Source organism: Stenotrophomonas sp. 10L48, assembly GCF_056395105.1.
In genome coordinates this window covers 136,716-162,499 of record NZ_JBFTIX010000001.1, presented here as the reverse complement: position 1 = coordinate 162,499, position 25,784 = coordinate 136,716, and the positions used below count along the sequence as shown (strand labels likewise).

Genomic DNA, 25,784 nt, shown 5'->3' with positions numbered 1-25,784 from the left:
GGGCATGGAACCGGACTGGGATCGGGTCGAGGGCTGGATACGCCGAGGCTTGGTACTGCGAACAACGAGGGCTACTGATGGACGTTGCACGGATTGAAGCGCTGGCGGCTGAGCTGGCCGCAGAGAAGGCCGCGCGCATTGCCGGCGGCGCCGACGCTCGTATTGACCGTCTGGTCGGGGTGATCGAGCAGCAGGGCGAGCAGATCGCGGAACTGGGGGTGCATGTCGGCATGCTGGTCCAAGCTGTTGCACAGCTGCTGGGGGAGGAGGCGGGCACACCGGTCTCGGACGAAGGTGTCGAGTCTCCGCGCGTGGACTTGGATGGGAACTCGTACTGATGCCTGTCAGGCCACCGCAGCACCGAGCGGCAGGTTGGCGTCCCTACAAAGAAACCAGCGCCCAGGTGCGCAAGAGGCAGGCCCGCCGTGCGCTGGCCACGAACTCAGCGCTCTGGAGGCGGATCCGAGCGGTGGTGCTGGCCCGTGAGCCGCTGTGCAGGTGCTGTGCGGAGCAGGGAAGGGTGCGGGCAGCCACCGAGGTCGACCACATCGACGGGGACGATGCCAACAACGCTGACAGCAACCTGCAGCCCCTGTGCCGGCCGTGTCACAGCACGAAAACAGTGCTGGAGAACGGCGGATTCGGCCGAGGAATGCGGGACTGATGGTTCCACGAGCGTGGAACACGCATCATCATCGCAATTAACGAAATATTAACATTTGAACGGGGGGGAGGGTCAAAGTTTGGCGCCCTCTCGCGACGATACGCGCGCCCCCCTTTCTTCGCGCGTCCACAGAATTTGAATTTCAGATTTGGAGCTGACCGGCGATGGCCAGGCACAAGCAGCCCGCCGAGCTGGCCAAGCTCAAGGGGGCGGATAAGCGCAACCCGCAGCGGTACAAGACCGAGGCGCCAAAGACGGGGAAGGCGCTGGGCAAGGTGCCGGGTCATCTGTCGGCAGAGGCCTCAGTGGTCTGGAAGGAGCTGGAGAAGTGCGCCCTGCCGGGCGTCCTCACCAGTGCCGACCGTTTCATCATGGAAGTGGCGTCCTCGCTGCTTTCCGAGTTCCGTGCCAAGCCCGGCGAATTCGTCGCGGCCAAGTACTCCCACCTGATCGGCTGCTTGGCGCGCCTGGGATTGACCCCGGCGGACCGCCAGAAGCTGGGGACCGAGAAGACCCCGGAGGGCAACCCATTCGACGAGTTCTGATCCATGACCCCGACCGAATCAGCCAAGGCCTACGCCAAGGGCGTGACGGCGGGAAAGATCATTGCCAACGAGTTCATCCGGTTGGCCTGCCAGCGGTTCCTCGATGACCTGAAGCGAAAGGGGGCCGACTGGCCCTACAAGTACGACGCCGAGAAGGCAGACCGTGCGGTGCGCTTCATGGAGAAGATGCCGCACACCAAGGGAAAGTGGGCGGCGCAGAAACGGCTGCTGGTGCTTGAGCCCTGGCAGCGCTTCATTGAGTGCAATTTGTTCGGCTGGATCCACAAGAAGACGGGGCATCGGCGCTTCCGCCGTGCCTACGAGGAGATTCCGCGCAAGAACGGCAAGTCGCTTCGCCTGGCTGCCCGTGGCCTGTACTTGTTCTGCGCAGACGGCGAGGCAGGTGCCGAGGTCTACTCAGGCGCCACCAGCGAGAAACAGGCCTTCGAGGTGTTTCGGCCGGCCTGGCAGATGGTCCAGAAGCTGCCGGCGCTGCGCTCGCGCTTCGGCATTGAGCAGGCTGGCAACCCGAAGAACCCCGGCCCGCTCTTCGTCATGGAGGACATGTCGAAGTTCGAGACGATGATCGGCAAGCCGGGCGACGGTTCGAGCCCGCATGCTGCGCTCGTGGACGAGTACCACGAGCACGACGACGACCACATGGTCGATGCGATGGAAACGGGCATGGGCGCGCGCGAGCAGCCCCTGCTGTCGATCATCACCACAGCCGGCACCAATCTATCCGGCCCTTGCTTCGAAATGCGGGGCGATGCGATACGCATCCTGCGCGGCGAGGTCACCGACGAAACGGTGTTCGCCGCGATTTACTGCATTGATGAGGGCGACCGTTGGGACGACCCGGCGAGCCTGCGCAAAGCTAACCCCAACTACGGCGTGTCTGTGTTCGAGCAGTTCCTGCTCGATCAGCTGGCCAAAGCAAAGCGGTCAGCGAGCAAGCAGAGCGCTTTCCGCACCAAGCACTTGAACGACTGGGTGGGCGCCAAGCTCGCGTGGATGAACATGCTGGCGTGGCAACGGCAGAAGCGGGCGTTTGAGACTGACGACTTCGCCGGGTGCCCCTGCTGGATCGGCGTTGACTTGGCTTCCAAGCTGGACGTGGCCGCAGTCGTGATGCTGTTCGAGAAGGACGACAGCTATTACGTCATCCCGAGGTTCTATGTGCCGGAATCGGCCGTGGAGGACAACGAAAAGTACCAGCATTTCCTGCTGGACGAGCTGATCGTCTCCACCCCCGGCAACATGACCGATTACGCCTTTATCGAAGAAGAGCTGAAGGAGCTTGCCGCACGCGGCATCGACGTGCGGGATATCGCATTCGATCCAGCCCAGGCGGCGTACCTCATGACGAGGCTGGAGCAGGAAAGCCTGCCGGTGGTCGAGATGGCACAGTCCGTGCGCAATCTATCTGAGCCGATGAAGGAAGTGGAAGCGCTGATTCTCTCACGTCGCTTGTGGCATGACGGCAACGCGGCGATGACCTGGATGATGGGGAACGTGGTTGCGCGCCTTGACGCGAAGGAGCACGTCTATCCGCGCAAGGAGAAGATGGAAAGCAAGATCGACGGCGCGGTGGCGCTAATCATGGCCATGGGCCGCGCCATGCAGGCGCGGGACACCGGCACAACCCAACAAGGCTTCGTGGTGATCGACTGATGTTCGGACTATTCGAGAAGAACCGGCGGGCCGATGCCCGCGACCGTATCGAGCCGACGATCAGCAACTTGGTCGATGGCGAGGTGATCCAATCCTCCAGCCCGGCAATGTTCGAGGTGTTCGGGAACCCGACGACCGCCTCTGGAGCGGTGGTCAGCCCGGAATCCGCGATGCGGGTCTCGGCGGTGTTCGCTGCCGTCTCGCTGCTTGCCGGTGCGATTGCCCAGCTGCCGCTGCCCATCTTTGAGCGGGTGGATGGTCACCGCAAGCGGGCGGAGCACGACTATTGGTGGATGCTGAACGAGCAGTTTTCCTCCGGTTGGTCGAGCGCCACTGGCTGGGAGTTCATCGTCGGCCAGATGCTGCTGCGCGGTGATGGAGTTGCCTATGTGACGCGCAACCGCGCCGGCGTGGCGACCGGGCTGATTCCCTGGCCCCGCGACAGAGTGATGATCCTCAAGCAGGAGAAGGCCAGCCCACGGGAACCGACGCGCCTGCAGTACACGTTCCACGACGTGGACGGGTACTTCACCGTTGACCAGGACGACGTGCTCCATTTCCCCGGCTTCGGATTCAACGGCGTGCACGGCATGTCGGTGATCCAGTGGGGGGCCCGGAACGGCATCGGCATTGCCATCCAAGGGGATGAGCATGCCGGCAAGTTCTTCAGCGAAGGTGGTAAGCCGGAGGTGGCCATCACGGCGACCAACAAGATGAACCAGGCGATGCAGGATGACTTCCGCGATGCCTGGGTCAAGAAGTATGGAGGCACGCAGGGAAACCGCCGCATACCTCTGATCCTGACGGAAGGGCTCGATATCAAGGAACTGACCATGTCCGCCGTCGACCAGCAGCTGCTGGAGTCCCGGCAGTGGCAGGTCATCGACGTGGCGCGTGCATTCGGTGTTCCGCCTCACATGATCGGCGAGACGACCAAGTCCACCAGCTGGGGCAGTGGCATCGAGAGCATGGGCATCGGCTTCGTGAAGTACACGCTGGGTCCGCACCTGAAACGGATCAAGGACGAGCTGAATCGCAAGCTGTTCCGTACGCCGCGCTACTTCGTTGAGCACAACGTGGACATGTTCATGGCCGGTGACTCGAAAACGCAGGCTGAGTACTTCAGCAAGGCGCTGGGCGGCCCCGGAACGCAAGGCTGGATGGTCGTCAACGAGGTCCGCCGCCTCAAGAACCTGCCGCCCATCGAGGGTGGCGACGAGCTCTACCAACCGAAAGATCCCGCGCCACCGGCAAAGCCCAGCGGCGATGACCCTGAAAGGAACCCTGACGATGCCGATTCCTAAGCTGCTGCAGCTGGCCAAGAATAACGCCAGCCAATCCAAGCCCATCCGGGCCGACACGGAAGGCAAGGAAGCCACGATCTACCTGCATGGCGTTATCGGCGGGTGGTGGGGCGACATTGACGAAACGATGTTCGCCCAAGCCATGGCCGGCATAGACGCAGACGTGATCCACCTGCGCATCGATTCACCCGGCGGTGATGTATTCGCAGCCCGCTCGATGATGACCGCCATTGCCCAGCACAAGGCGACTGTCATCGCCCACGTTGACGGGCTGGCTGCCTCGGCAGCCACAGGCATCTGCATGGCCTGTGACGAGGTAGAGATCAGCCAGGGTGCCGGCTTCATGATCCACAACGCTTGGACCGTAGCCGTCGGCAACAAGGCGGACATGACCAAGACCGGCGAGCTGCTGGCGAAGATCGATACCGGCCTGGCTGGCGACTACACCCGCCGCACCGGCAAGGATGAGGCGCAGATCGTCCAGTGGATGGACGAAGAGACCTGGTTCACGGCTGACGAAGCCAAGGAACACGGGTTCGCTGACCGGGTTGTCGAGGTCGTGGGCAAGAAGAAGGCCTCCGCCACCTGGGATCTGTCCGCCTACGACAACGCGCCGGCCGCGCTGGCCAACCGCAAGACCGAACCCGACGACGGCGCTGCCGCCGCGGCCCACAAAGCCAACCTGTCGCGCCGTCTGGCGCTGCTGGAACGCTCCGCTGCGTAAGCGACTCCCGCCCGCAGATACTCCGACCGCCGAAAGGCGGTTTTTTTTCGACCAGAGGAAATAGCCAATGCCCTTCAACATTCAGGCCGAGCGGGAGCGCCGTACCGCGCTGGCAAAGGAAACCCGCAACCTGCTGGACACCAGCACCGGTGACGGCAACAAGTGGACCCCCGAGAACCAGAAGAAGTACGACGAGAACGTCGGCGAGATCGAGCGCATCGATGCGGCCATCGAGCGCCACCAGAAGGTCATGGACCTGACGGCCGACGAGGCGCTGCGCGAACAGGGCGTGCGCGAACACGCCACCTCGGCGACGCGTGGTGGCCGGGAGCTGTCCAACGAAATGCGGCTGTTCGACCGCTGGGCACGCGGCGGTGACAGCGCCCTGAACGCCGAGGACTGGAAGCAGGTCAACGCCGCCATGTCGGGCAACCCGGCCGTGAACCCGGAACAGGGTGGCTACACCGTTCCGACCACGCTGGCTGAGCAGATCCTGGAATCCCTCAAGGCCTACGGCGGCATGCGCCAGGTGGCCGACGTGTTCAGCACTGCCGGCGGCGAGCCGATGCAGTACCCGACCAGCGACGGCACCTCGGAAGAGGGCGAGCTGGTGGCCGAGAACCAGTCCGCGACCGACCAGGATGTGGCTTTCGGCACCAAGGGCCTGCAGGTCTACAAGTACAGCTCCAAGGTGGTGACCGTGCCGTGGGAGCTGCTGCAGGACAGCACCGCCGATATCGCCGGCTTCATCGAGAAGCGGCTGCAGACCCGGCTGGGCCGCATCACCAATCGCAACTACACCGTCGGCAGCGGCACCGGTCAGCCAATGGGTGCTTTCACCGCGGCCTCGGTCGGCAAGATCGGTTCCGTGTCGGCCCTCCCGATCATCACCTATGACGACCTGGTGGATCTGGAGCACAGCGTCGACCCTGCCTATCGCGCGCTGGCGAAGTGGATGTTCCACGACGACATGCTCAAGCTGATTCGCAAGGTGAAGGACGATCAGGGGCGGCCGATCTTCGTGCCGGGCTACGAGCAGGGCAATCCGGGTGGTGCGCCGGATCGCCTGCTCAACCGCGATATCCAGATCAACCAGCACGCCCCGGCGCCGGCGGCCGGCGCCACGTCCATCGCGTTCGGCGACTTCAGCTACTACAAGATCCGCGACGTGATGGCGGTGACCCTGTTCCGCTTCAACGACTCGGCCTACGTCAAGAAGGGACAGGTGGGCTTCATGGCGTGGATGCGCTCCGGCGGCAACCTCGTTGATGTGGGTGGTGCGCTGAAGACCTTCAAGCACGGCGCCGCGGCCTAAACGCCCGGACCACGAACGGAGGGGCGCCCCGCGTGGGGCGTCCCTCGGAGACGATCATGGCAAAGCAGAAGAACACCGCAACGCGGGTTGCGCCAGTTGTCGCGGCCGAGGCTGGCGCGCCCGTCACGGCCCCGGTAGTCGTTGATGCTGGCGCGTCCACCGGTGAGAAGCCCGAAGAACTGACCGGCGATGCGGATTTGCCGAGTGCCGGCGGCGCCGAGGTGGTCATCGGCGAGGCCGGCCAGGTGGTCGACGGCTTGGGCGAAGACGGCGGCGCGGCCGAAGCAGAGAGCGCCGCGTCGCCGCCGGACCAGCCGCCGCAGCCGTCGGAGCGTGAGACCGTGGCGGCTCTGGTGCTCAGCGACAACCACTTGGGCAAGGTTGGCCAAGTAATCCAAGTCGATGCGGCCCACGCCGAGGCGCTGCGCCTAGGCGGGCTGATCGACACCCATCCCAACGCGATCAAGGCGGCAACGCCGGAGGAGTAGCCCATGCTGCGCACGGTGAGCCCGGCGACCGAGGAGCCTGTGTCGCTGAGTGAAGCGAAGGCGCATCTTGTCGTAATCCATAACGCCGACGACGCCCTGATCGGGGCGTTCATTGCCGCTGCTCGCGAGTCCGTGGAGCGCAATACCGGCTATGCGTTGGTGGAGGCTTCCTACGAATGGACGCCAGTGGGACAGCGGCAATCGCCTCTCCCCATTGAGCCGGCGACGGTGACGAGCGCTGCCGGGGAGTATCCGGTTCTCTTCACCACTACCCCGGGACCGATGCCAGGGCCGCTGCGCGCTGCGATCTTGCTGACGCTGGGCGACCTCTACGCCAATCGCGAAGGATTGGTGGTGGGTGCGACCTGTGTCGAGAATCCAACCGTGGATCGCCTGATGTTCCCATACCGTCGGGTGCTGCCATGAGGCGGGCCGGCAAGTATCGCCATCGCATTGCCCTGCAGGTGCAAGAACCCGTGCGGGATCCGCTTGGAGGCGATGAGTTGGAGTGGGTGGACTGGCAGGCAGACGTGCCGGCGGAGGTGGTGCCGCTTTCAGGGCGCGAATTCGTAGCGGCATCGGCTGAGCACGGCCAGGTCACAGCACGCATGGAAATTCCGTATCTGCCTGGTGTCTTGAACACAATGCGCGCGGTGTTTGACGGCCAGCGCTACGCAATCCGCGCTGTCCTGCCTGATCCCACGGCGCGGGGGCACATTACCTTGATGGTAGACGCGGGGCTATCCGATGGCTGAGCAGATCGAGATCCACGGCCTTGATGGGCTCCTGTCGTCGCTGAAGGCATTGCCGGTCGAGCTGCAGGGAAAGCCGCTGCAGACCGCGCTGCGTCGGGGCGGAAATCTGATCCGCGATGCGGCACGCGCGCGAGTGCCGCGTGCTAGTGGCTTCCTGGCCACACAGATCGTGGTACGCAGGGCCAATGCGCGCAATCGCAACAGGGCCGGCGTTGGGCCAGGTGGCGAGTACTTCACCGTTGGCGTTAAGACGGGTAAGCGTGCGAAGTACGCCAACACCAAGAGAAACCGCCGGCAGCGTCGGGTTGGCAAAGTCTACGTGCAGGCAGGTTGGGCCAGCTACTGGCGCTATCTGGAATTTGGCACGAAGAAGATGGCTGCGAAGCCGTTCCTGACGCCAGCCGCCGAGGCAAACGGGCCCCAGGCGGCGCAGCTGATTGTCGACCAGACCCGCGCGGCTATCGACCGGGTAATGAAGGCAAGGGGGTGGAAATGATGGTGCCGCTTATCCAGCAGCTGCTGCAGGGCGACGAGGCCGTGCGAAGTCTGTTTGGTGATCCCGTCCGTGTTTTCCCCTCTACTGCGCCGCAGGACACCGCATTGCCTTACGCCACCTGGGGCGTTGTGGGCGGATCGCCAACCAACCTGCTGTCCGAGCGACCGCCGACCGATGGATGGCGTGTCCGGTTGACGGTGTGGGGGAAATCGACGTCCAAAGCCAATGCTGCCGCAGTGGCAATTCGCGATGCTGTCGAGACCGTAGGCAGCATCGAGTCTTACAACCCCCCGCCTGATGACGACGATACAGGCGCGTTTGGCATCTCCTTCGATGTTCGACTGCTGCAGATCCGCTGACCAACTCAACGGCAATCCACCGGCCCCGCAAGGGGCCTTTTTCATGCCCGGCGACGGGCACAACGTAAGGAAACCCCTATGGGACAGGTAATCAAGTCGAAGCACTCCCAACTGTTCGTCGCCATTGCCGCGGCCGAGGTCATCAAGGTGACCCGCCTGCGCTCGGTCGGCTTCCCGGATGGCCAGGCCTCGGAGATCGATATTTCCGACTACGACGACGACTGGGATCAGTTCGTCGCTGGCCGCAAGCAGACCGGCAGCACTAGCATCGAGATCATCTACGACAGCGTGGATCACGAGAAGATGGAGCAGCTGCACGAAACCGGCGCCGTCGTGAACTGGCTGGTGACCGCGCCGCTCTCGGAGACCGAGGGCGTGGAGAAGCCGGTGGCAGTGGCCGGCAAGATCACCCCGCCGACCACAGTTCTGTCCAAGCAGTTCGACGGCTTCGTGCAGAACTTCGCCGTCACCAGCCAGGACAACGACGTGTGGAAAGCCACGATCACGATCCGTGGCTCGGGCGCAGTCACCACCCACCGCCCGACGCCCTGATCGGCATAACGGCGCCTTCTCCCTCTTCGGCCCACTTCGGTGGGCCTTCTCTTTGGCAGGGCGCGCGGATCCTCCGCGTGTTAGCCGTGCGCGGCCCGCGAGCCCTGTCGCCATTCAAGGAAACGGCCCATGAGCAAGACCAACGACAACAGCGAAGCCCTGGCAGGAACGGTGAGCATCCTTCAGGCGTTCACCAGCGCCGGCCTGTTCGCCGCAAAGGACGTGCAGCCGGACACCATCGAACTGCCGGACGGCACCAAGGCGGAGTTCTTTGTGCGCGCGCTGCCGGATACCGAGTTCCGCCAGCTGTGGAGCACCGCCGACCGTGCCAAGCTGATTGCGGCCACGATCTGCGATGAGAGCGGCAAGCGGGTACTCACTGAAAAGCAGGCCGGCGAGTTGAAGCCGAAGGTGGCGGCAAGTCTGCAGACCATTGCGCTCAAGCACGCAGGCTTCGGAAGTGACGCTGACGCCCTGCGGGAAGAAGCGGGAAACGGCTAAGGCAGCGCGGCGAGGATTGGTTCTGGCATGTCCTTGCCGGCCATCTGCATCGCACGGTGGCGGAGCTGCGATCCACTATGTCGCGCCGGGAGTTCCTGTGGTGGTGGGAGTTCCACAAGCGCAACCCCATCGACCCAGTCAGCATCCACCAGAAGCCTGCTGCATTCATCGCGTACATCACAGCTGCACACAGCCAAGGCGGAACCAAGCGCGGCATGCAGCATTTCCTAGACGCCCTGGTGCCTCGTTCTGACGACGATGAGGCGCAGGAGTGGTTCGATTCCCTTGGATGACCCATGGCTGACACCTTCGGGCGCTTCGCAGCGCTTCCCATTGGCCCTCTGCTCGCAGCTCGCGACGGCGGGCTTACGCTCGCAACTACCGCTGCCGCGGACGCGCACAGGTGCGCGCGCTCCGACTTCGCGCTCGGTAGCGGAACGGTGGGCGTCGAGTTCGCCGCGTGGGGCGATGACGATCTGGCGGCGGTCGTCGGGTTTGTAACTGGAGCCGCGCCGCTCAACGAGTCGCCAGGTTCCAACGGTGCTGGCATCGGGTGGGAGCTGGCGACCGGTCGGCTGGTTCAAGGAATCGGCGCAATTGCCACTGGACTGCCGACAGTGGCCAAGGGCGATATCGTCGGGCTACGTGTGGTGTTTGGTGGCCCGTCTCGCCTGCAGCTCTACCTCAATGGGGCAATGGTGCATCAGCGGGATTTGCTGCTGGCTGGGCCGCTCTACTTTGCGGCGTCTCTGGCGGCCACCAAAGCGGGCGGCCTGTGCCTGGCGGTCAACGCCGGGCAGTGGGGCGCGCGCAGTGATGCAGCTATTGCCGGGTGGCGGCTGGATCAGGCGCAAGTCTCTGCCACTCGCCTTGCTGATGCCGACTGGCTTTCGGCTCCAGGCGACAGCCCCGCAAATGCCCGCTACGAAGGGTTGGTGGCCGAGGGCGTGAACCTGGTGCAGGAACTGAGTTTCTGGCCGTGGGGTGGTGATCCGGTATCGCAGACGGCGGCAGCCGAGTGCGTTGTGGTCGATAGCGAAGGCATGCTTGACGGCCTCGCCCTTTCGGGCGGTTCCGGCGCATCGGTCCGCATTCTGATGGTCGATGAGACCGCCATGCTCGCAGACGCAGTGCCGGTGTTCCGTTGCGCGATCGATCAGATCGAGATCAACGACGACGGCAGCAAGACGCTGCACCTGCGTGATGCACACGACTACCTGAGCCAGCCCATCAACCGTGGCGTCTTCCTCCCCAATGTCGCGACTCTGGCATGGAAGCCACAGCCGGTTGTGATCGGTGCGGTGGCGAGCGTGCCGGCGGCCGGCGGCAACTCTGATGCCACGTCCATGTTCCTGGCGGATGGCCCGGTCTACGTCGACGCCGTCATGGATCGCGGCGACCTGATGGAGCCGGGGACGTTCGAGGTGGCTCCGGATCGCCAGCAGTTGCTGATGAAGTCTCCGCCAGTGACGCCGGTTGTGGTTGACCTGTCCAGCGTGGGGGGCGGCATGGCGCCCGCCACGCTGTCTGTGGCGGTCGCCGAGATCATGGGGCGGCTCAGCATGGGGGCATGGTCGGCAGCGGACTGCGCTGCCGTGGATGCGGCCTCGGGTTACGCCGGGGTCGGCTACTACGCGGGAACCTCGATCACGGGCCGCGATGCGCTCAACGCCATTCTGCCGAGCTACGGAACGGGCTGCTACCAAGATGCGACGGGGGTGCTGCGGTTCGTTCGGGTGGTGGCGCCGGAGAGCTACCAGGGCGTGCCGGCGTTCGAGCTGACCGAAGACGATATGGCCAGTGACCTGGTGGGCGTGCCGGATGACGCACCCAGCCTGACGCGGCGCATGGCCTACAGGCCGAATGCCCAGGCTCTCGGTGCGTCGGATCTGGTCACCGATGTGGTCGACGTTCCGCAGGCGCGGCGCGACGAGTTGACCGCCCTTTATCGCGGCCAGGTATTCGCTGCGGGCCCGCTGAACGCTCACTACCGCCGGGCAGACGCAGCAGATCCGGTGATCTCGCTGTTCTGGCGGGCAGCCGATGCCCAGGCCGAAATCGACCGGGTGGTGGCGATTTACGAGCGGCAGCGCTTCTTCTATCAGGTCACCGTCCGCGGCGATCAGCAACTTGCGCCGCTGCCCGGGCAGATTGGCCGCCTGACCTACAGCCGGTACGGCCTGGCCGACGGCAAGCCGGTGCTGGTGCGCAGAGTTGAGCGAAACCCAGCCACGGGTGATGTGGTGCTGACCTTGTGGGGGTGAAACGTGCTTATCGGATTTGGAATGCCTGCAGCGGTGACCGTGACGCTGGCCGGCGGAACGTGGCTGAGTAGCGATCAGGGCTCAGCGTTGTTCGATGGCAAGCCGGGTCGCGCCAGCCGGATCCGCAGGACGGGGCCGTTGTCTGTCACGGTCACGCTGGCACAGGCTGTCGTGCCAGGGATCGTGGCAGCGCTGGGTCTGAACGTCCCTCCTGGCGTTGAGGTTCGTGCTGCAGGCGCAGTGGGCACAACCACGCGGCTCCCTGACGGCAGCGTGTGCGCGTGGCTATTTCCACAGGCGCAGGTGCCTGTTGCGACTGTGTCGGTGGAGATCGACGCAACGGTGACGAACGTCGATATCGGCGAGATTGCGATCTTCCAGGCTGTCGACGTTGGTATCAGCGACGGATGGGGTGTCGCCACCATCGACACCAGCGCTCACACGCGAACGAAGGGCGGTCAGGTCAACACTGTTCCCGGCGCGGTGTACCGCCGCCTGACCTGCAGCTTTTCGGGCCGGGCTACCGACGTTGTTCGGGGCGGCGGGCTGGCGGGGGGCGATTGGGAGACAGTCGCTGCGGCGCTGGCCGGGCGCCGCCGTTCCTGTGTGGTCCCTCAGTACAGGGACATAGCAACAAAGGCGTTGGATCTGAGGCTGGCAGCGCGATCCGCGCTGTACGGCTACCCAACTCAGCTACCGAGCGCGGAGAACATTAGCCGACAGTACTTCACGGGATACATGGAGTTCGAAGAGGTGCCCGCCTGACCGAGAGCCTCCAACAGTGGCATCATTCCCGGACAATCAAAGCAGAGAGGGAACGATGTACATCCTGCTGACAGTTCTTGGGCTCTTGGCCGCATTGGCCGGAGCATTGATGCTCACCAAGGCAACCATGGGGGTCGGCGCAATCGCGTTCGGCATTTTCTTGGTTGCGCTGGCTCGCGTCATTCAGGCTGAGCGCCACCAATCGCAGATCATGGGTAGATAGGCCGGAGTTACCGGCGCCCACCTAAAGCCCCGCCATGAGCGGGGCTTCTTCGTTTCTGGAGCCGCAATGTCTCTTTACACACTCACCGTCGATCTTTTGATGAAGACCGGCTCCTTTGTAAAGGACGCCGGTCAAGCCGCTCGGCAGTTCGAGCAATCGATGAACCGCATGCAGGCTATTGCCAAGAAGGCTGGCACGGCCATTGGTTTGGCTCTTTCGGCAGGCATCACGAGCACAAGCGCGGCGGCAGTAGCCTGGACACGTGAGGTGGCTGAACTCGGAGTTCAGTACGAGCGCCTTGCATCCCTCTCGGGCAGTAGCTCAGAGACTTTCCAACGTATGGCTGCGGGTGCCAACGTGGTCGGAATTAGTCATGAGAAATTGGCGGACATTTTCAAGGATGTGCAGGACAAGATCGGCGACTACGTCCAGACGGGCGGCGGCGCGATGGCCGACTTCTTCGAGAACATTGCCAAGCGCACGGGGGTAACGGCTGAGCAGTTCCGAACCCTTTCAGGTCCCGATGCACTTGGATTGTTCTTCAATAGCCTGGAGCGAGCGAACCTTTCGCAATCGGAAATGGTCACCTACATGGAGGCCATCGCCAGTGACTCGGCCCATCTGATTCCCCTCCTGCGGAACAGCAGTGCCGGGTTCAAGCAGTGGGGCGATGCCGCCGCAGCAGCGGGGGCGATCATTGACGGGAACACGTCGAAAGCGACAGTTCGCCTCCGCGAGATCACGCAGGAAGCGGACCTTGCGATGAAGGGGCTCAAGGTCAGTGTCGCGGAGGAGCTGCTGCCCGAGCTGAACAACCTGACAGAGTTCATGGCTTCGCAGCAGACGCGGAATGCGTTCGCGAGCGTCACCCGTTGGGTCGCGGAGCTTACGGGCGAGATGGCCAGCGGTGCAGTTCAGATCGTCAATCTGATTGGCCGCATGGCGGAACTTCAGGCCTTGGAGGGTGCCGCTCCAGGTGCTCTCAGTAGCGCTACAGAAGATGCGCTCAATGAGCAGATGGGCGACCTTGGCGCAAGGCGCCGACTGCTGCTCACGGTCGAGGCTCCCTCTCCCCAACGCGACAAGGAAGCTGAGCGGCTTCTTGCAGAGCGCCTTCGCATCCAGCGCGAGTTGACACGTCGATATGGGCCCCAAGTCACCCTGATTGACAACGGGCAGATGCTGCCTGATTCCGCCCTCAAGTCGAACTCGGTTGGCTACAAGCCTACGGGAAATATTGGGAAGTCTGATCGAGAAAGATCGGACAACGAGGCAAAGCGCCGCGCCGAGGAAATCGCACGCTACAGGCAGCAAGCACAAGAAGCCGCCGGCGCCATGGAGGGGCCGTTGGCCGAGGCCATGGCTAAACACCTTGGCAACATGGCCGAGTACAACGAGCTGCTGGCCAAGGGCAACATTGCCCAGGCCGACGCCAATGTGCTCATGGGCCAGAGCGCAGTGGAGTACGCCAAAGTCGCTGCGGAAGTTGAAAAGGCTATGGCCGGGCCTGAGCAGCTGCTGGCGACGTTCGATACTGAGCTGGTCATGCTGGGCAAGGTTGGGCGCGCCCGCGAGCTGTATCGCCGACAGCTGGTGAACGAAAAGGACATGCGCGACGAACTGCAGAAGGCAGTCGAGGCGGCCGGCAGCAAGGAGGCACTGGCGCTGGCCAAGGGGGCAGCCAGCTACGAGGACTACGAGCAGTCCATGCTGGCGGCGGCAGCAGCTGCTGCGGAACTGTCGCTGCAGGTTGAGGAATCCGCAGCGCACGTCGAGGCGATGGCCAACGTAATCGTCTCTGGCCTAGCCGACGGTGTCGATGCGTTCGCCGACTTTGCAGTGGATGGAATGCGCAAATTCGACGATCTGTGGGATGGCCTCAAGAACGCGGCGAAGCGCGGGCTGCGGGACATGATTGCCGAGATCGCAAAGCAGAAGCTGATTATCCCGATCCAGACGCAGATCATGAATGGGATCAGTGGCAAGGGTGGCGGCTTCAGCCTGGACAGCCTCATGGGTCTATTCGGCGGCAACGGATCGGCCGCCGGTGGCAAGAACCTGAGCAACATCGCCGGCCTGCTGTCGAAGGGGCAGGGATTGTTCAGCGCTGGCGCAGGTGCTGCGAGCAGCGGAATCAGTGCCGGTAGCCTCGCGGGCTTTGGCAACAACGTGGCTGCGTTCGCCGGCGGCGGCGCCTCTGCAGCGAGCGGGACCGCGGCGGCTGGTGCTGGTGCCGCATCGACCGCTGCGGCAGCGGTGCCGATCATCGGCTGGGTCGTCGCCGGCATGATGAAGAATGCCGAGCTGTTCGATCAGGGCTGGGACATTGCCAACGGCGAGAGCTGGGCGGGCAAGATCGCCACGGCCGGCGCCGTCGGGCTGGCGGACAAGGGCTTCCGCGGCCTGGGCTTCAACGACAAGACGGCGTCCATCCTGTCGGGCTCCAGCATCCACGCCAAGCTGTTCGGCCGCAGTGCGCCCAAGGTGACCGGGCAGGGCATCACGGGCGATTACGGATTTGGGGGCTTCAACGGTCAGTCCTACGCCGATATCAAGGCCAAGGGCGGCCTGTTCCGCTCGGACAAGAAGTGGACGCAGTACGGGGCGCTGGATCCGGGCATTGATCGCACGTTCGACATGGCGGCTCGCCAGGTGCGCGGGGCAGCCACTGACCTGGCAAAGCAGCTGGGCGTGGATCTCTCCGGGCAACTGGCCGGGGTGAAGGTGTCGCTGGGCAAGCTGCAGCTGTCGGCGGATTCGGCGGAAGCGAAGGCCCAGCTGGAAGCCTACCTGGCCGACATGACGGACCGCCTGTTTACCGAGGCAGTGCGGGCGGCAGGGTTTGGTGGCCAGCTGGATGGCTACTTCGAAGCGTCGGATGTGTTCTCGGCCCTCAGTGCTTCCATCGCACTGGCCGTGGGCAATGCCGACGAGCTGGGCCGCGCCCTCAGCGGCATGGAGGTGGAGAAGGTCAACAAGGCCGTTGATTACTTCCAGGACCTGGCCAGCGTCGCCGGCACCGACTTGGCCACGCAGGTCCAGAAGGTGACGGGGCTGCTGGGCAACTACGCCACGCTGATGGCAGACGTTTCCACGCAGCTGATGACCGGCGACCTGTCGAGCTACCAGCAGCAGGCGCTGACCATCGAGCGCACCTACCGCCAGCAGGTGAAGTCGGCCAACGACTACGCCAAGGCGCTGGGCCTGTCCGGTGCGCGCGCTGAGGACTTGGCCAAGATCGAAGCCCTGCGGGCCATGAACATGGGCAAGTTGCAGGCGCAGATCGACAAGGACAAGAAGGCCATGCAGTACGGCCTGTCGATCAGTGACCTGTCGCCGCTGACGGACCAGGAGAAGCTGGGCCAGGCGATGAAGGAGCTGCAGCGGGCGGTGGCCGGTGGCGATACCAGCGCCGCGCAGTCGGCGGCCCAGGCGGCGCTGGGCTTCGGTCGGAACCTCTATGCCAGCGGCAAGGACTACAACGGTCTGTATGACCAGGTAACCGGCCTGATCGACGGCATGAAGGTGGGCGACCTGGACAAGGAGGATGGCACGAGCATGGGCCAACTGGCCGATGCAATCGAAGCGATGCCGGACAACTTCAGCCGTGCCGTGTTCGACCTGGTGGTGAACAAGGACGCGCAATCACAGACCACCACAGCAGTGCAGCAGGGCAATGCGCTGCTCACCGAGCAGAACCAGCTGCTGCGGGATCTGCTGGCGACCACCACCCAAGGCGTCCGCACGTCCAGCAGCAGCGCGCTGCGCAAATCTCTCAACGCTGTATACGCGAGGTAATCCGCAATGCTGGCAAGGAAACTCACGCTGGTTGAAATTGGCGTGGGCGCGCTGCCGTCCCCGTCTCCGGCGGCACCGCGCTACTCGACCTGGTTCCCGGTGGCCTATCGACCGCCGGAGGTGCCGCCGGTGGACGGGGTTGTTCCCAACCCCGTGGCCGATGGTGTGCTGATCGAATGGAACCCGGTCGACCAGGCCGGGGTGATCTACGTGATCGAGCGCGGGCCGAGCCCGCAGGGGCCGTGGACGGAGATTTACCGTACCGTCGAAACCCGTTACCTCTACAGCGACGGCAGCGGCACGAAGTGGTGGTTTCGGATCACCCCGACCGTGCGCGGAAAGCCGGGCTCTGGTTCCGTGGTGGAGGCCACGCCGTCGCCGACCACGAACGACCTGATCGAGCAGCAGCAACGGTTGGCCAAGGAGATTGCCGACCGCATCGAGGGGGACGCAATCGAGGCCGCTGCCCGGGCCGACGGGCTGGCCGATGCTGCACGCGATCTGCTGGCCGAGGCGGCGCTGCGGCAGCAGGGCGTGTCGGACGCCATGGAAGCAATCGCCCAGGAGGCGCAGCACCGAGCAGACGGCGACCTCAACGAGCGACTGGCGCGCGAGGCCGCCATCACGCTGGAGGCCGAAACCCGCCAGAGCGACGTTGAATCACTGTCGCGCGCGCTGTCGGAGATCGTGGCCGGCAGCGGCACGCAGTTCGATAGCCGGAAAATCTGGTACTTCGACACAACGGCCGAGGGCTGGACCGGCAACGGGTCCGATCCCATTGTGATCGACGGCTGGCTGCGGCCGGCCAATGGCACCGAGGCACCATGGGTGCAGTCGCCGCCGGCGTTGGAGATCGACGGCAGCGCCTATCGCTTCGCCAAGCTGCGCGTGAAGCGAGTGGGCACGCCGGTGTGGAACGGCTACCTGCAGTGGATCACGGCCGAGGACCAGAACTGGGACGTGGACAAGCGGGCGCCAATCCCCCAGCCCCTGTGGGATGACCATGGTGTGGCCACGGTCGACGTGGCGGACATTGCTTGGTGGCCGGGCGAGGTGGATGCGGTTCGCCTGCAGTTCGGCGACGAGCAGGCGGTGGCCAACTACTTCCTGGTGGATTGGGTGGCCATCGGCCGGCCGACACCGGGTGCCGGCGTGGCGCTGGTGCAGGAGGAGGCCCGGGCGCGGGTCGCGGGGGACGTTGCCGAGGCGAGCAAGCGGGAGAGCCTGGCGGCCCAGCTGCGCGGAGACTACGAGGGAACAGACCTCTCCCAGGTGGCCACCGGCTTGTTCGCGTCCGAAAGGGACGCGCGTGTCAGCGCCGATGAGGCCGCGGTGATCGCAATCGAGATCCTGCAGGCCCGGATGCCGGTCGGCGATGGGCCGCTGGCAACGGAGGCCAGCGTCACCGAGGAACGCCAGGCGCGCGCAGAAGGCGACAGCGCCAACGCCGAGGCCATTCGGCTGGTCAAGGCACGCATGCCCGCCGGCGAAGGCCTGGTGGCGTCTGTGGAAGCGCTGGAGACGGTCAGCGCCAAGGTTGAGGAAACAGAAGACGGACTGCGTGCGGTCGGGGAACGCGTCACTTCGATGACGGCGCAACTGGAGGGGGATCACGCCGGTGATGAGGACACCTTCTCTGGCGACTTGGACGTGTTCGCCGGCAGCAAAACGGTCTACACGGTCATTGCCGAGGGTGACCTAGCCAACGCGGAGGCCGTTGTGCGGCTTGATGCAAATGTCGGGCAGTTCAAGGCCCTGACCACGCAGCAGCTGCAGGCGATGGCCACTGACGTTTCCGCGCAGGCGCAGCGGATCGACACCGTGCAGGTTGAGCTGGAGGGGAAGGCATCGGCCGAAGCCGTCTCGCAGTTGCGATCATCGGTCGAGCAGAACGCCGACGGCATCGAGGCGGTGGCCGAGTCACTGCAGGGCGTGCGCGTCGACCTGGACGGCAAGGCCAGCGCGCAGGTGGTGCAGGGCATGGAAGCCCGGGTCGTGCAGACCGAGGGTGGCCTGGCGCAGGTGCTGGCAAAAGCGTTCCTGCACCTGATCGCCGACGGCGGCAACGGTCCGTTGGTTGGTGGTATGGAACTGGGTAACGACGGCAACGTGGTCAGCCTGCGGTTCCTGACCAGCAGCATGGAGATCGTGGCACCGAACGGCGCTGCCGAGGGCATGGAGTGGCGCAACGGCTACCTGCGTGTCTGGAAGGGGGCAGCTCAGAGAATCATCGGTCCCGGCTTCGGTGCCAACGGTGACAACCTCATCGACTACTTTGGCCCCAACGTGGGCGCGGCCGCAGCGTCGAAGACCAACGCCATGATGTGGATGGACGCCAACGGCAGCGCCTACTTCGGTGGCCAGCTGTCGGCAGGCGTGCTGCGCAACGCGGTCCAGACCACGACAACGCAGACCATCGGAACCGAGCTGGTGAATGGACCGTTTGCGACCAACGGCCGCGTGCGAACGGTGACCGTGAGCTTTACGCGTCGGCATGAACGAGTGCAGACCTCGTTGGGCCCGTCCGGTTTCGTAGCAGGGGCGGGTCAGAACACAGCCCGCGTCGACATTTACCGCAAGGTCGGCAACAACGCCGAAACGCTGTGGCAGGTGCTGAACGTCGGAGGCTCGGTGAACATCATGAACGAGCCGGACACATCCGACCGCGCCGTATCGAACTGGGGTGGATCGTTCACCGTGAACGACACAAGCCCCAGCTCGGAAACCATGCAGTACCGCGCCGTCATCACTGGGTTCACCGCCCAGGATGTGACGCACACGTCTGGCACGTTCCAGCAGCAGACCATCACTCAAAGCCTATCGATGATCTCGGTAGAAATGTAACGGAGCAGATATGGCACTTCGACACATCGACATTGATACGCCGCAGCCAAATGGCCGCTTCGGTGAGCCGACACGGTCGGCCAACATCAAGCACAACGCCAACATCACCGAGACAGAAGAGCGGTTGGAGGCGCTGGAGAGTGGCACAGCTGGAACGGGTGCGCGGTTGGACGAGGAGATCGCTGCGCGCGCTGCGGCCGATGCTGCCTTAGCTGGACGAATCGACGCAGAGCACGCACTTATCACGAAGGAAACCGCCGATCGCGTCGCGGCAGTGCAGGCTGAGGCAACGGCGCGTGCCAATGCTGATGCTTCGTTGTCGGCACGCATCCTCGGCAAGAATCGCATCATCAATGGCAACTTCGACATTTACCAGCGGGGCAACCCTGGCACCATCACCAACTCTGCAGCCTATACGGCGGACCGTTGGATTTGCTCTTCAGCAGGGGCCGGTGTGACAAGTAACTGGGGGCTTGGCTCAACCACCCCAGGCGAGATTCCAGATTCCACGCGGTTCCTCGGTTTCAATGTGGTTTCCGGCGTCACATCGGCGTGGGTAGGCCAGTGGATTGAGGGTGTGCATTCATTTGCAGGCGGGAAGGCCACAGTGTCTTTCTGGATGCGCAGCGGTGTGGCGGGCAAGAAGGTGGGCTTGCTGATTCAGCAGCACTTCGGTAGTGGTGGATCAGCGCTGGTGCAAGTTGTTGCGCCGGACGTGATTACCCTCACCACGACGTTCACCAAGTACAGCGTCACCTTTGACGTGCCTTCAATCGTCGGTAAGACGGTGGGCGGCGGTAACGCCCTGCTCTTTACGTTCTTCTACTCCGATGACCGACCAGCTCTGTTTGGTGGGCAGTTGATCGGGCAAACCGGCCTGTTTGAAGTGGCGCAAGTGCAAATGGAGAAAGGCCCCACGGCGACCGAATACGACTGGCGCCCAGTGGGACAGGAATTGCTGCTGTGTCAGCGGTATTACTCTAAGTCTTACGCTTTGGCGACCAAGGCAGGAACGCCCAACTCTGATCCCGGGCGGATTGCAACGGGCCTGCAAATTTCCGGGACCAACTCACCCAGCTTTACGGCGTATGCGTTGCGGTTCCCGGTCAGCATGCGAACTTCTCCGGCTGTCACAGTGTACGGCGCCGTTTCCGGCAACCCGAACAAAGTCACAATGTCAGACAACGCAGACAGTAGCGGCGTCCCCACCGTTCGCGGGCTGAGCGAAGGCGGCTGCGAAATCAATTGGGTAAACAACGCTGGCACCTTCGGTGGCTGGTTCCACTTCACTGCAGACGCGGAGTTCTAACGTGTACCAACTCACTGAAAACCCCGACATGATTCTTTGCATTGGTACAGGTGCCAACATCCCTCGTGGCCACTGGATGTGGGACGACTACGAAAAATGGCTGGACGATGGCAACACACCGCTGCCGGTGATGCCTGCCAAGTCGCTGGCCGAGGTCAAAGCGGATCTGCTGGCTGCAGCAACTGCGGAACGTTGGAACCGCGAGACTGGTGGTATCACAATCGCAGGCGTGCAAGTCGGCACCAACCTTGACGATCAGAACCGCCTGAGCGGCGTTCTGTCGGCCATTCAGCTCGGCGGGCTGGAATCGGTGGACTTCAAGGCACAAAGTGGGTGGGTGCAGCTGACCGCGCCGGAGCTGCAGGGTATCGCCCTGGCCATCTCCGCCCACGTGCAGGCCTGCTTCACCGCCGAGCGCGCGCACCATGACGCAATCGAGCAGTTGCAGACGCAGGCTGACGTGGACGCCTACGACGTGATGGGCGGCTGGCCATCGGAATCCGGCCTGGGGCACGAAAGCCCACCTGTCGCTGGATTGGGTGCGGACTGACTCCGACCTCATCCATCACGCTGCCACAACATGGCCTGCGGCCAGATTGCGGCCATGTGCCAAAAAATAGTCAGCTATTGCGAAGGAGCGACGCAACGCGCGCCACGCCAGCCGCCTTCGATTCTGACAGTGTTTGTAACGCCCGATGCTTCCTAGCGGCTTGTCCCCCCGTTGCCTCGAGTGCGACATGAACTTCATACTCGCGGGCATTGGCATCCAAAGCCGTTGCCAGCACGCATGAGTCGGCAGTCATACCGCTTAACCAGAGACGACGCACACCCAGCTTGGCCAACAAGATTGGTAATGGGGTCGCGAGGAACGCTGAGTGCTTTGGCTTTAGGACAAAGTAGTGATCGGGCTTTGGTGACAAGAGCTTGGCGATACGTGCTGAAGGGCCACCATTCCTCAGGCATTGAGCGACTTGTTGTTGGAAATCCAGCTTCCAGTCCGAGAAGTTGTCGTTTGCGTAGATCACCGGCCAGTTGTTTGAATCGCAGTGTTCCCTTAGGCGAAGGATCTCTGTCGCAGCTTTTACAGCGATCGGTGCCAAGCGCGCTGCGTCGGGGAAGTCAAAGCGGCTGAACATGTCGATGATCAGCAATGCCGTATTGCCTGGCGATCTCTCCAAGGTCAGTCTCCAGTTTGAGCGTGCGGCGCATGTACGGGCTTCGATTGCGGCGAGTCCTTTTGGCGAAGAAAGATCGTCAGCACCACCAAGGATAGGACGGCCAGAAATTCACTCTGCCAGTTCTGCATTGATTCGAACCAGAAGGTGCTGCTGCCCAGGTGCTCTAAGAAGCTGGGAGGCTGCCTTCCAATCAGCTGCTCTTCCACTTGCTCAGCACGCCAGCTTCCGACTGCGTGAAGACTGAAGCTAATGAGGAATAGCGCACCAAAGGCTATTGCAAGAGAGTGGCCGTAAAGGGTCTTCCACAATCCTCCTCGTCGGACTGGCCAGGGCGTAGGCCCCGCTTCCACCCGTTCTTCCTCTTGTGCCGGATCCAAGGGGCGCGACTCTGCCGACCCGTGCTGTCGCAGCGAGACCGTCAGGAGTACATACATTCCCATCTGAAGGAACTCGCTTTCCCAGTTCTCAAAAGTGGCACTAATGAAGTGACCGCTGGCAACGTAGCTCCAGAGATCCAGTGGCGCCCGGCCGTGCTCAATGAGATCTTGATTGTGCACGTTGAGGCCAGTTGCTATCTGCCCTCCGATGAACAAGAGAGTTAAGCCGAGCAGAACCAAGGACAACCCATTTCGTCGCCACATGTCACACCTTTAGCCCAGTTTTCGAACGCAATCGAAGATGAGCCTACGAGATCTCAATAGCCTTTGCGGTGAACTTCAAGCATGTAGCAGGTGATGATTCCTAGCCCCGATGGCCGCCGGTAGGGTCAGGGTCAGGACGTTCATAGTCTTCAGGCGTGGCCTTGGGCCCGCCGCCGTCCTCGGGCATGTCGTGCTCTTTCCACTTGGCCTTGTCATTGCGACGCACGTCAGGTGTATGGGCTTTTGATGCGTCGTCAACGTCGGTCGTCGGGTTGAACGGCAGTTCGTCCTGCAACTTTTTCTCGTTCATTGTCTGTGCTCCAGAAGGGGGGGCACCTGCATCTGCTGTGTCGCGGTGCTTGCTTGCGCTATTGGCGAAAATTGGCGGCATAGCGACCGCTACGCCGCCATGCAGGCTCACGCTGCTTCGGCGGCCTTCTGGTTGCCGCCGCCCTTGGCGATCATTGTCAGCTTTTCGTCCGTAGCCTTTTCTTCTTCGAGCGTCTCGAGCAGGAGTGGCAGAGCATCCTTGTAGCCCAGCTGCTTGGCCAGTGCGGCAATGGTGCCGTAGGACGCTATTTCGTAGTGCTCGACCTTCTGTGCGCCGCCGATCAGCGCGGCATCCCGAACCGGTCCCTCCTCGACGGAGTCAATGATCTCTTTCCCTTCCTCGATCAGCCCTTCCATCGCTGCGCACTTGATGCGCTTCAGGCGGATGCCGAGGACTTCAACTACCTGATCGATACGTTCGATCTGGCCCTGCGTCTCGTCCAGGTGAAGTTCGAAAGCCGCGGCTAGGTCGGGGTTGCTGGATGCCCTGGCCAAGCGGGGGAGCGCCTTTGTCAATTGCTTTTCCGCGCTGTAGATGTCGGACAGTTCGTGGATGAAAAGATCTTCCGCAGTCTTGATTGCCATCGCTTTTCTCCAAAGGAATGGAGGCGACAGGCTATTGGAGAAGGTGTTAGGACGGTTGCAAACCATGTGACCCTAATGTGAGTTCGCCGGCCCCAAATGCTCTTCATCGGTTGAGCGCTTCATCAGCTTCTGGCCGGTTTGGAGAGGTGAGATTTCGCCGCCGCTATCTCAACTTCTGGCATGTCCCAAGCTGTGATCGCATTCGACCAACCTAGCGTTGCTTATAGCCTGTCGCGCCCCGCATTTCCCGCAGGTCAGAACCGTACCTCCCTCGATGCGCTCGATTCTCTTGTTCAAGCGAGTGATATGGTGGCATTGGTTGCATCGAATTGTGATCGAGTTCACGTGACCGATTCGGGCGTCGTCAGCGCCGTAGTCCAAAGCCAGTACGTAGAAGAGTCCGGTGTCAGGCATTTGTAGGGCTCCTAGTGACGCGTCCACGAATTCAGTTTTCGCACGTTCCTGAACTGTTTTGTTTTCGACCTGCACGTCACTTTATTCCTCGGCAAGTATTGATAGGGTATAGAGCCCCGCAGGGAGATGTCCCTATGCCTATCCGAGCCGTGGTGTACGCAAGTGAGGCTGTCGCAGAGATCGTTGCAGATGGATTGGGCCAGACGGAAGGAAGGCTGTGCTCCATCATTGACGATGCCGCCCGCTTCAACCGAGACGCTGGCGTAACTGGCGTACTTCTCTTCGATGGCGAGCGCTTTCTGCAGTATCTGGAAGGACCGGAAGATGGCCTATCCGTTGCTTATTCCAGGGTGGTGGGCGCAAGCAGCCACTCCGGCCTCGTAGAGTTGCAGCGAGGAAGGGTAGGGCGTCGGCGATTGCCATTCTGGCCAATGCGGTGGCTACCGGTCGAATCGCAAGAGCTTGCCCGGATGGCGAGTGCTGACTGGACCAGCTTCTTCCAGCGAGGAGATGCGACCGCTCCCAACGCTACGGGAATGGATCTGTTGCAGGTCGCGGTCCAGCAACAAGTCGCGGTGATCGGCTAGGGCGGTCCCTCGTTGGTGCGTTTGCCCCGTGCTGCTGCGGCGTCAATCAAGGAGCTCCAGCGCGCTAATTGATCCCATTTGCGGAAGATGCGCCGCATGATGCTTCAATCTGATCGGTGAGGACTGCCAGTGCTTGCTGCAGCGCGGCCTTGTAGAGGGCTCCGCCCTCGGTCGCATGCTTCTCCTCAATTCCAGGAAGCAACTGCGTCCAGATCTTTGACAAGGCTCCGGGTTCGGGATGTGCTATGACGGTTGCCCGAAGGCCGTACTCGAATGCTTTCAGATAGCCGCGGTGCGCTTCTAGGTCTGCTTCGCAGGCTTCAAGGCGTTGGAGAATTTCTGCATCTGTTGCTCGCATGACGGACCTCTGGACAGGTGGCTGAATAGCGGAGATAGTCAGCGCGAGCCCTTCGGCATGCGCTATGAGCATCCTCAACGTTCTTCTACGTCCTGACCAGCTCTTGGTAGCTGTGGACACTCTGGCAGAAGACGCCTTTACCCGAGTTCCATCTGCTGGGGCAAAGCTGCTTTTGATCCCACAGCACAACCTGGTCTTGGCCACTCGCGGATCAACTCAATTCTTCCTTCGCATATACGAGTTGGCGCTGCAGGCGAGCTTCCGAGCGGACTTCACGATGGAGCAATTGATGGCAGAGCTGGGGCTGGTGATCGACAAGCTCTGGCCCGCATACGAAAAGGCGGCTGTTGAGGCCGACCTGCCTCGAGCTGCTCTCGGCACGGAGCTCGTACTCGGTGGGTGGTCAGCGAAGAACGGGCGAATCGTGGCAACAGCCTATGCCAAACACGACAGTGCGATCCCTGCGGTTGTGCAGCCTCTGGTTGGGGGACTGGCGTCTCCGGGCGAGCCGTTGGAGCGCGTCCCTGACAGCTTCGAGCTCGTAGACGTGCTGGCTGCGGGCCGGCTACAGGCGGCGTGGCTCAATCAGGCTGTCGGCCGCCAGGTTGCAGGTGGCAGGCTTCTGGTTGCTGCGCTGAGCGAAGGCCGGGCGGTGGTTCGGGACCTAGGGGCGCTTTAGGTCATCGGGGACGATGCCCGCGAGGGCAAGAATGCGATCGCGTCGCGTCTGTTCATGCCAATGGCCCAGGGCCACTTCAAGCGTCAGGATCTCGGTTGCCTTGCAGCCCAGGCAGGTGAGCTTGAAGCCACCCTCTGCTTCTTCAAGGCCGCAGCCTTTGGACATCCTGGATTCGTCTCCGCAAGCGGTGCATTTGGATTGCAGCGAGGCGATCCCTTCCATCGTTCCGTTGAGTTGGAGAATGGGTCTGATCCGCAGGATCCGGAAGACTTGTGGGGAGGTCATGTACGTAGATCACAAGGCGTCTGGTGCCCTGATGCTACATATAAATTGTTAAGAATGTTTCTCTTGACAGGGTGCGCAACGTGTAGGTGAGAGCTGAAGCGTTTAGCGTGCGAGGCAAGTCCACTGGTTCGCAGCATCTGCGACGCG

30 protein-coding genes are annotated in these 25,784 nt (G+C 62.8%); 24 read left to right on the top strand and 6 right to left on the bottom strand.

What is annotated here, in order from left to right:
- Positions 1–77: 77 nt before the first annotated feature.
- The 22 genes from AC1DCU_RS00865 to AC1DCU_RS00760 all read left to right on the top strand — a co-directional run bounded on the left by AC1DCU_RS00865 (position 78) and on the right by AC1DCU_RS00760 (position 21,130).
- The gene (locus AC1DCU_RS00865; protein WP_442251152.1) at positions 78–338 is read left to right on the top strand and encodes a hypothetical protein; all 261 of its coding nucleotides are present in this window, start codon (positions 78–80) and stop codon (positions 336–338) included.
- A complete protein-coding gene (locus AC1DCU_RS00860; RefSeq protein WP_442251153.1) occupies positions 338–664 on the top strand; it encodes an HNH endonuclease signature motif containing protein in 327 nt (108 codons plus the stop codon). The genes AC1DCU_RS00865 and AC1DCU_RS00860 overlap by 1 nt, the downstream gene beginning before the upstream one ends.
- A 164-nt stretch (positions 665–828) precedes the next feature.
- Positions 829–1,209: a hypothetical protein gene (locus AC1DCU_RS00855; RefSeq protein WP_442251154.1), complete on the top strand. Its 381-nt coding sequence runs from the start codon at positions 829–831 to the stop codon at positions 1,207–1,209.
- A gap of 3 nt (positions 1,210–1,212) precedes the next feature.
- Positions 1,213–2,883: a terminase large subunit gene (locus AC1DCU_RS00850; protein ID WP_478013519.1), complete on the top strand. Its 1,671-nt coding sequence runs from the start codon at positions 1,213–1,215 to the stop codon at positions 2,881–2,883.
- Entirely contained in the window at positions 2,883–4,187 is a 1,305-nt protein-coding gene (locus AC1DCU_RS00845) for a phage portal protein (RefSeq protein WP_442251156.1), read from the top strand. Before AC1DCU_RS00850 ends, AC1DCU_RS00845 begins: the two co-directional genes overlap by 1 nt.
- Positions 4,150–4,911 carry a head maturation protease, ClpP-related gene (locus AC1DCU_RS00840; RefSeq protein WP_442251157.1) on the top strand — a complete coding sequence of 254 codons (762 nt, stop codon included), beginning with the start codon at positions 4,150–4,152 and terminating at the stop codon, positions 4,909–4,911. The genes AC1DCU_RS00845 and AC1DCU_RS00840 overlap by 38 nt, the downstream gene beginning before the upstream one ends.
- 67 nt (positions 4,912–4,978) lie before the next feature.
- Positions 4,979–6,226, top strand: a complete 1,248-nt coding sequence (locus AC1DCU_RS00835; RefSeq protein ID WP_478013520.1) for a phage major capsid protein — start codon at positions 4,979–4,981, stop codon at positions 6,224–6,226.
- A 56-nt stretch (positions 6,227–6,282) separates the two neighbouring features.
- On the top strand, positions 6,283–6,714 hold the full coding sequence (locus tag AC1DCU_RS00830) for a hypothetical protein (protein WP_442251159.1): 432 nt from the start codon (positions 6,283–6,285) through the stop codon (positions 6,712–6,714).
- Between the two features lie 3 nt (positions 6,715–6,717).
- The gene (locus AC1DCU_RS00825) at positions 6,718–7,140 is read left to right on the top strand and encodes a head-tail connector protein (protein ID WP_442251160.1); all 423 of its coding nucleotides are present in this window, start codon (positions 6,718–6,720) and stop codon (positions 7,138–7,140) included.
- Positions 7,137–7,469, top strand: a complete 333-nt coding sequence (locus AC1DCU_RS00820) for a phage head closure protein (protein ID WP_442251161.1) — start codon at positions 7,137–7,139, stop codon at positions 7,467–7,469. Before AC1DCU_RS00825 ends, AC1DCU_RS00820 begins: the two co-directional genes overlap by 4 nt.
- Complete coding sequence (locus AC1DCU_RS00815; RefSeq protein WP_265951138.1) at positions 7,462–7,965, top strand: HK97-gp10 family putative phage morphogenesis protein; 504 nt, start codon at positions 7,462–7,464, stop codon at positions 7,963–7,965. The genes AC1DCU_RS00820 and AC1DCU_RS00815 overlap by 8 nt, the downstream gene beginning before the upstream one ends.
- Positions 7,962–8,324, top strand: a complete 363-nt coding sequence (locus AC1DCU_RS00810) for a DUF3168 domain-containing protein (RefSeq protein ID WP_442251162.1) — start codon at positions 7,962–7,964, stop codon at positions 8,322–8,324. The genes AC1DCU_RS00815 and AC1DCU_RS00810 overlap by 4 nt, the downstream gene beginning before the upstream one ends.
- Before the next feature lie 78 nt (positions 8,325–8,402).
- Positions 8,403–8,876 carry a phage tail tube protein gene (locus AC1DCU_RS00805; RefSeq protein ID WP_442251163.1) on the top strand — a complete coding sequence of 158 codons (474 nt, stop codon included), beginning with the start codon at positions 8,403–8,405 and terminating at the stop codon, positions 8,874–8,876.
- A gap of 129 nt (positions 8,877–9,005) precedes the next feature.
- Positions 9,006–9,377, top strand: a complete 372-nt coding sequence (locus AC1DCU_RS00800) for a hypothetical protein (protein ID WP_442251164.1) — start codon at positions 9,006–9,008, stop codon at positions 9,375–9,377.
- 56 nt (positions 9,378–9,433) lie between these two features.
- A complete protein-coding gene (locus AC1DCU_RS00795; protein ID WP_442251165.1) occupies positions 9,434–9,670 on the top strand; it encodes a hypothetical protein in 237 nt (78 codons plus the stop codon).
- Between the two features lie 3 nt (positions 9,671–9,673).
- Complete coding sequence (locus tag AC1DCU_RS00790; RefSeq protein WP_442251166.1) at positions 9,674–11,641, top strand: SPRY domain-containing protein; 1,968 nt, start codon at positions 9,674–9,676, stop codon at positions 11,639–11,641.
- A 33-nt stretch (positions 11,642–11,674) separates the two neighbouring features.
- Positions 11,675–12,406 carry a hypothetical protein gene (locus AC1DCU_RS00785; protein ID WP_442251167.1) on the top strand — a complete coding sequence of 244 codons (732 nt, stop codon included), beginning with the start codon at positions 11,675–11,677 and terminating at the stop codon, positions 12,404–12,406.
- 55 nt (positions 12,407–12,461) lie between these two features.
- Positions 12,462–12,629 carry a hypothetical protein gene (locus tag AC1DCU_RS00780; RefSeq protein WP_442251168.1) on the top strand — a complete coding sequence of 56 codons (168 nt, stop codon included), beginning with the start codon at positions 12,462–12,464 and terminating at the stop codon, positions 12,627–12,629.
- Positions 12,630–12,695: 66 nt separating this feature from the next.
- Positions 12,696–16,427, top strand: coding sequence for a phage tail protein (locus tag AC1DCU_RS00775; protein ID WP_442251169.1), 3,732 nt, complete (start codon positions 12,696–12,698; stop codon positions 16,425–16,427).
- Positions 16,428–16,433: 6 nt separating this feature from the next.
- On the top strand, positions 16,434–19,271 hold the full coding sequence (locus tag AC1DCU_RS00770; protein WP_478013521.1) for a hypothetical protein: 2,838 nt from the start codon (positions 16,434–16,436) through the stop codon (positions 19,269–19,271).
- Positions 19,272–19,281: 10 nt separating this feature from the next.
- Positions 19,282–20,580 carry a carbohydrate binding domain-containing protein gene (locus AC1DCU_RS00765; protein ID WP_442251171.1) on the top strand — a complete coding sequence of 433 codons (1,299 nt, stop codon included), beginning with the start codon at positions 19,282–19,284 and terminating at the stop codon, positions 20,578–20,580.
- Position 20,581: 1 nt separating this feature from the next.
- The gene (locus AC1DCU_RS00760; RefSeq protein WP_442251172.1) at positions 20,582–21,130 is read left to right on the top strand and encodes a DUF4376 domain-containing protein; all 549 of its coding nucleotides are present in this window, start codon (positions 20,582–20,584) and stop codon (positions 21,128–21,130) included.
- Positions 21,131–21,200: 70 nt separating this feature from the next.
- On the opposite strand, the gene AC1DCU_RS00755 is transcribed toward AC1DCU_RS00760, so the two are convergent.
- The 4 genes from AC1DCU_RS00755 to AC1DCU_RS00740 all read right to left on the bottom strand — a co-directional run bounded on the left by AC1DCU_RS00755 (position 21,201) and on the right by AC1DCU_RS00740 (position 23,314).
- Positions 21,201–21,731, bottom strand: a complete 531-nt coding sequence (locus tag AC1DCU_RS00755) for a cysteine hydrolase family protein (RefSeq protein ID WP_442251173.1) — start codon at positions 21,729–21,731, stop codon at positions 21,201–21,203.
- 29 nt (positions 21,732–21,760) lie between these two features.
- Positions 21,761–22,399 carry a DUF6766 family protein gene (locus AC1DCU_RS00750; protein WP_340569628.1) on the bottom strand — a complete coding sequence of 213 codons (639 nt, stop codon included), beginning with the start codon at positions 22,397–22,399 and terminating at the stop codon, positions 21,761–21,763.
- A 100-nt stretch (positions 22,400–22,499) separates the two neighbouring features.
- The gene (locus AC1DCU_RS00745) at positions 22,500–22,709 is read right to left on the bottom strand and encodes a hypothetical protein (RefSeq protein ID WP_442251174.1); all 210 of its coding nucleotides are present in this window, start codon (positions 22,707–22,709) and stop codon (positions 22,500–22,502) included.
- 107 nt (positions 22,710–22,816) lie between these two features.
- A complete protein-coding gene (locus AC1DCU_RS00740; RefSeq protein ID WP_346585871.1) occupies positions 22,817–23,314 on the bottom strand; it encodes a YciE/YciF ferroxidase family protein in 498 nt (165 codons plus the stop codon).
- Between the two features lie 548 nt (positions 23,315–23,862).
- Here AC1DCU_RS00740 and AC1DCU_RS00735 point away from each other — a divergent pair.
- The gene (locus tag AC1DCU_RS00735; protein ID WP_442251175.1) at positions 23,863–24,315 is read left to right on the top strand and encodes a BLUF domain-containing protein; all 453 of its coding nucleotides are present in this window, start codon (positions 23,863–23,865) and stop codon (positions 24,313–24,315) included.
- A 64-nt stretch (positions 24,316–24,379) separates the two neighbouring features.
- Here AC1DCU_RS00735 and AC1DCU_RS00730 read toward each other — a convergent pair whose 3' ends face one another.
- Positions 24,380–24,673 (bottom strand): hypothetical protein, encoded by a 294-nt coding sequence (locus AC1DCU_RS00730; RefSeq protein ID WP_442251176.1) that lies wholly within the window; start codon positions 24,671–24,673, stop codon positions 24,380–24,382.
- Positions 24,674–24,737: 64 nt separating this feature from the next.
- On the opposite strand from AC1DCU_RS00730, the gene AC1DCU_RS00725 reads away from it, so the two are divergent.
- On the top strand, positions 24,738–25,352 hold the full coding sequence (locus AC1DCU_RS00725; protein WP_442251177.1) for a hypothetical protein: 615 nt from the start codon (positions 24,738–24,740) through the stop codon (positions 25,350–25,352).
- Here AC1DCU_RS00725 and AC1DCU_RS00720 read toward each other — a convergent pair.
- The gene (locus AC1DCU_RS00720; RefSeq protein WP_442251178.1) at positions 25,338–25,637 is read right to left on the bottom strand and encodes a hypothetical protein; all 300 of its coding nucleotides are present in this window, start codon (positions 25,635–25,637) and stop codon (positions 25,338–25,340) included. The two genes, AC1DCU_RS00725 and AC1DCU_RS00720, sit on opposite strands and share 15 nt — an antisense overlap.
- Positions 25,638–25,784 lie beyond the last annotated feature (147 nt).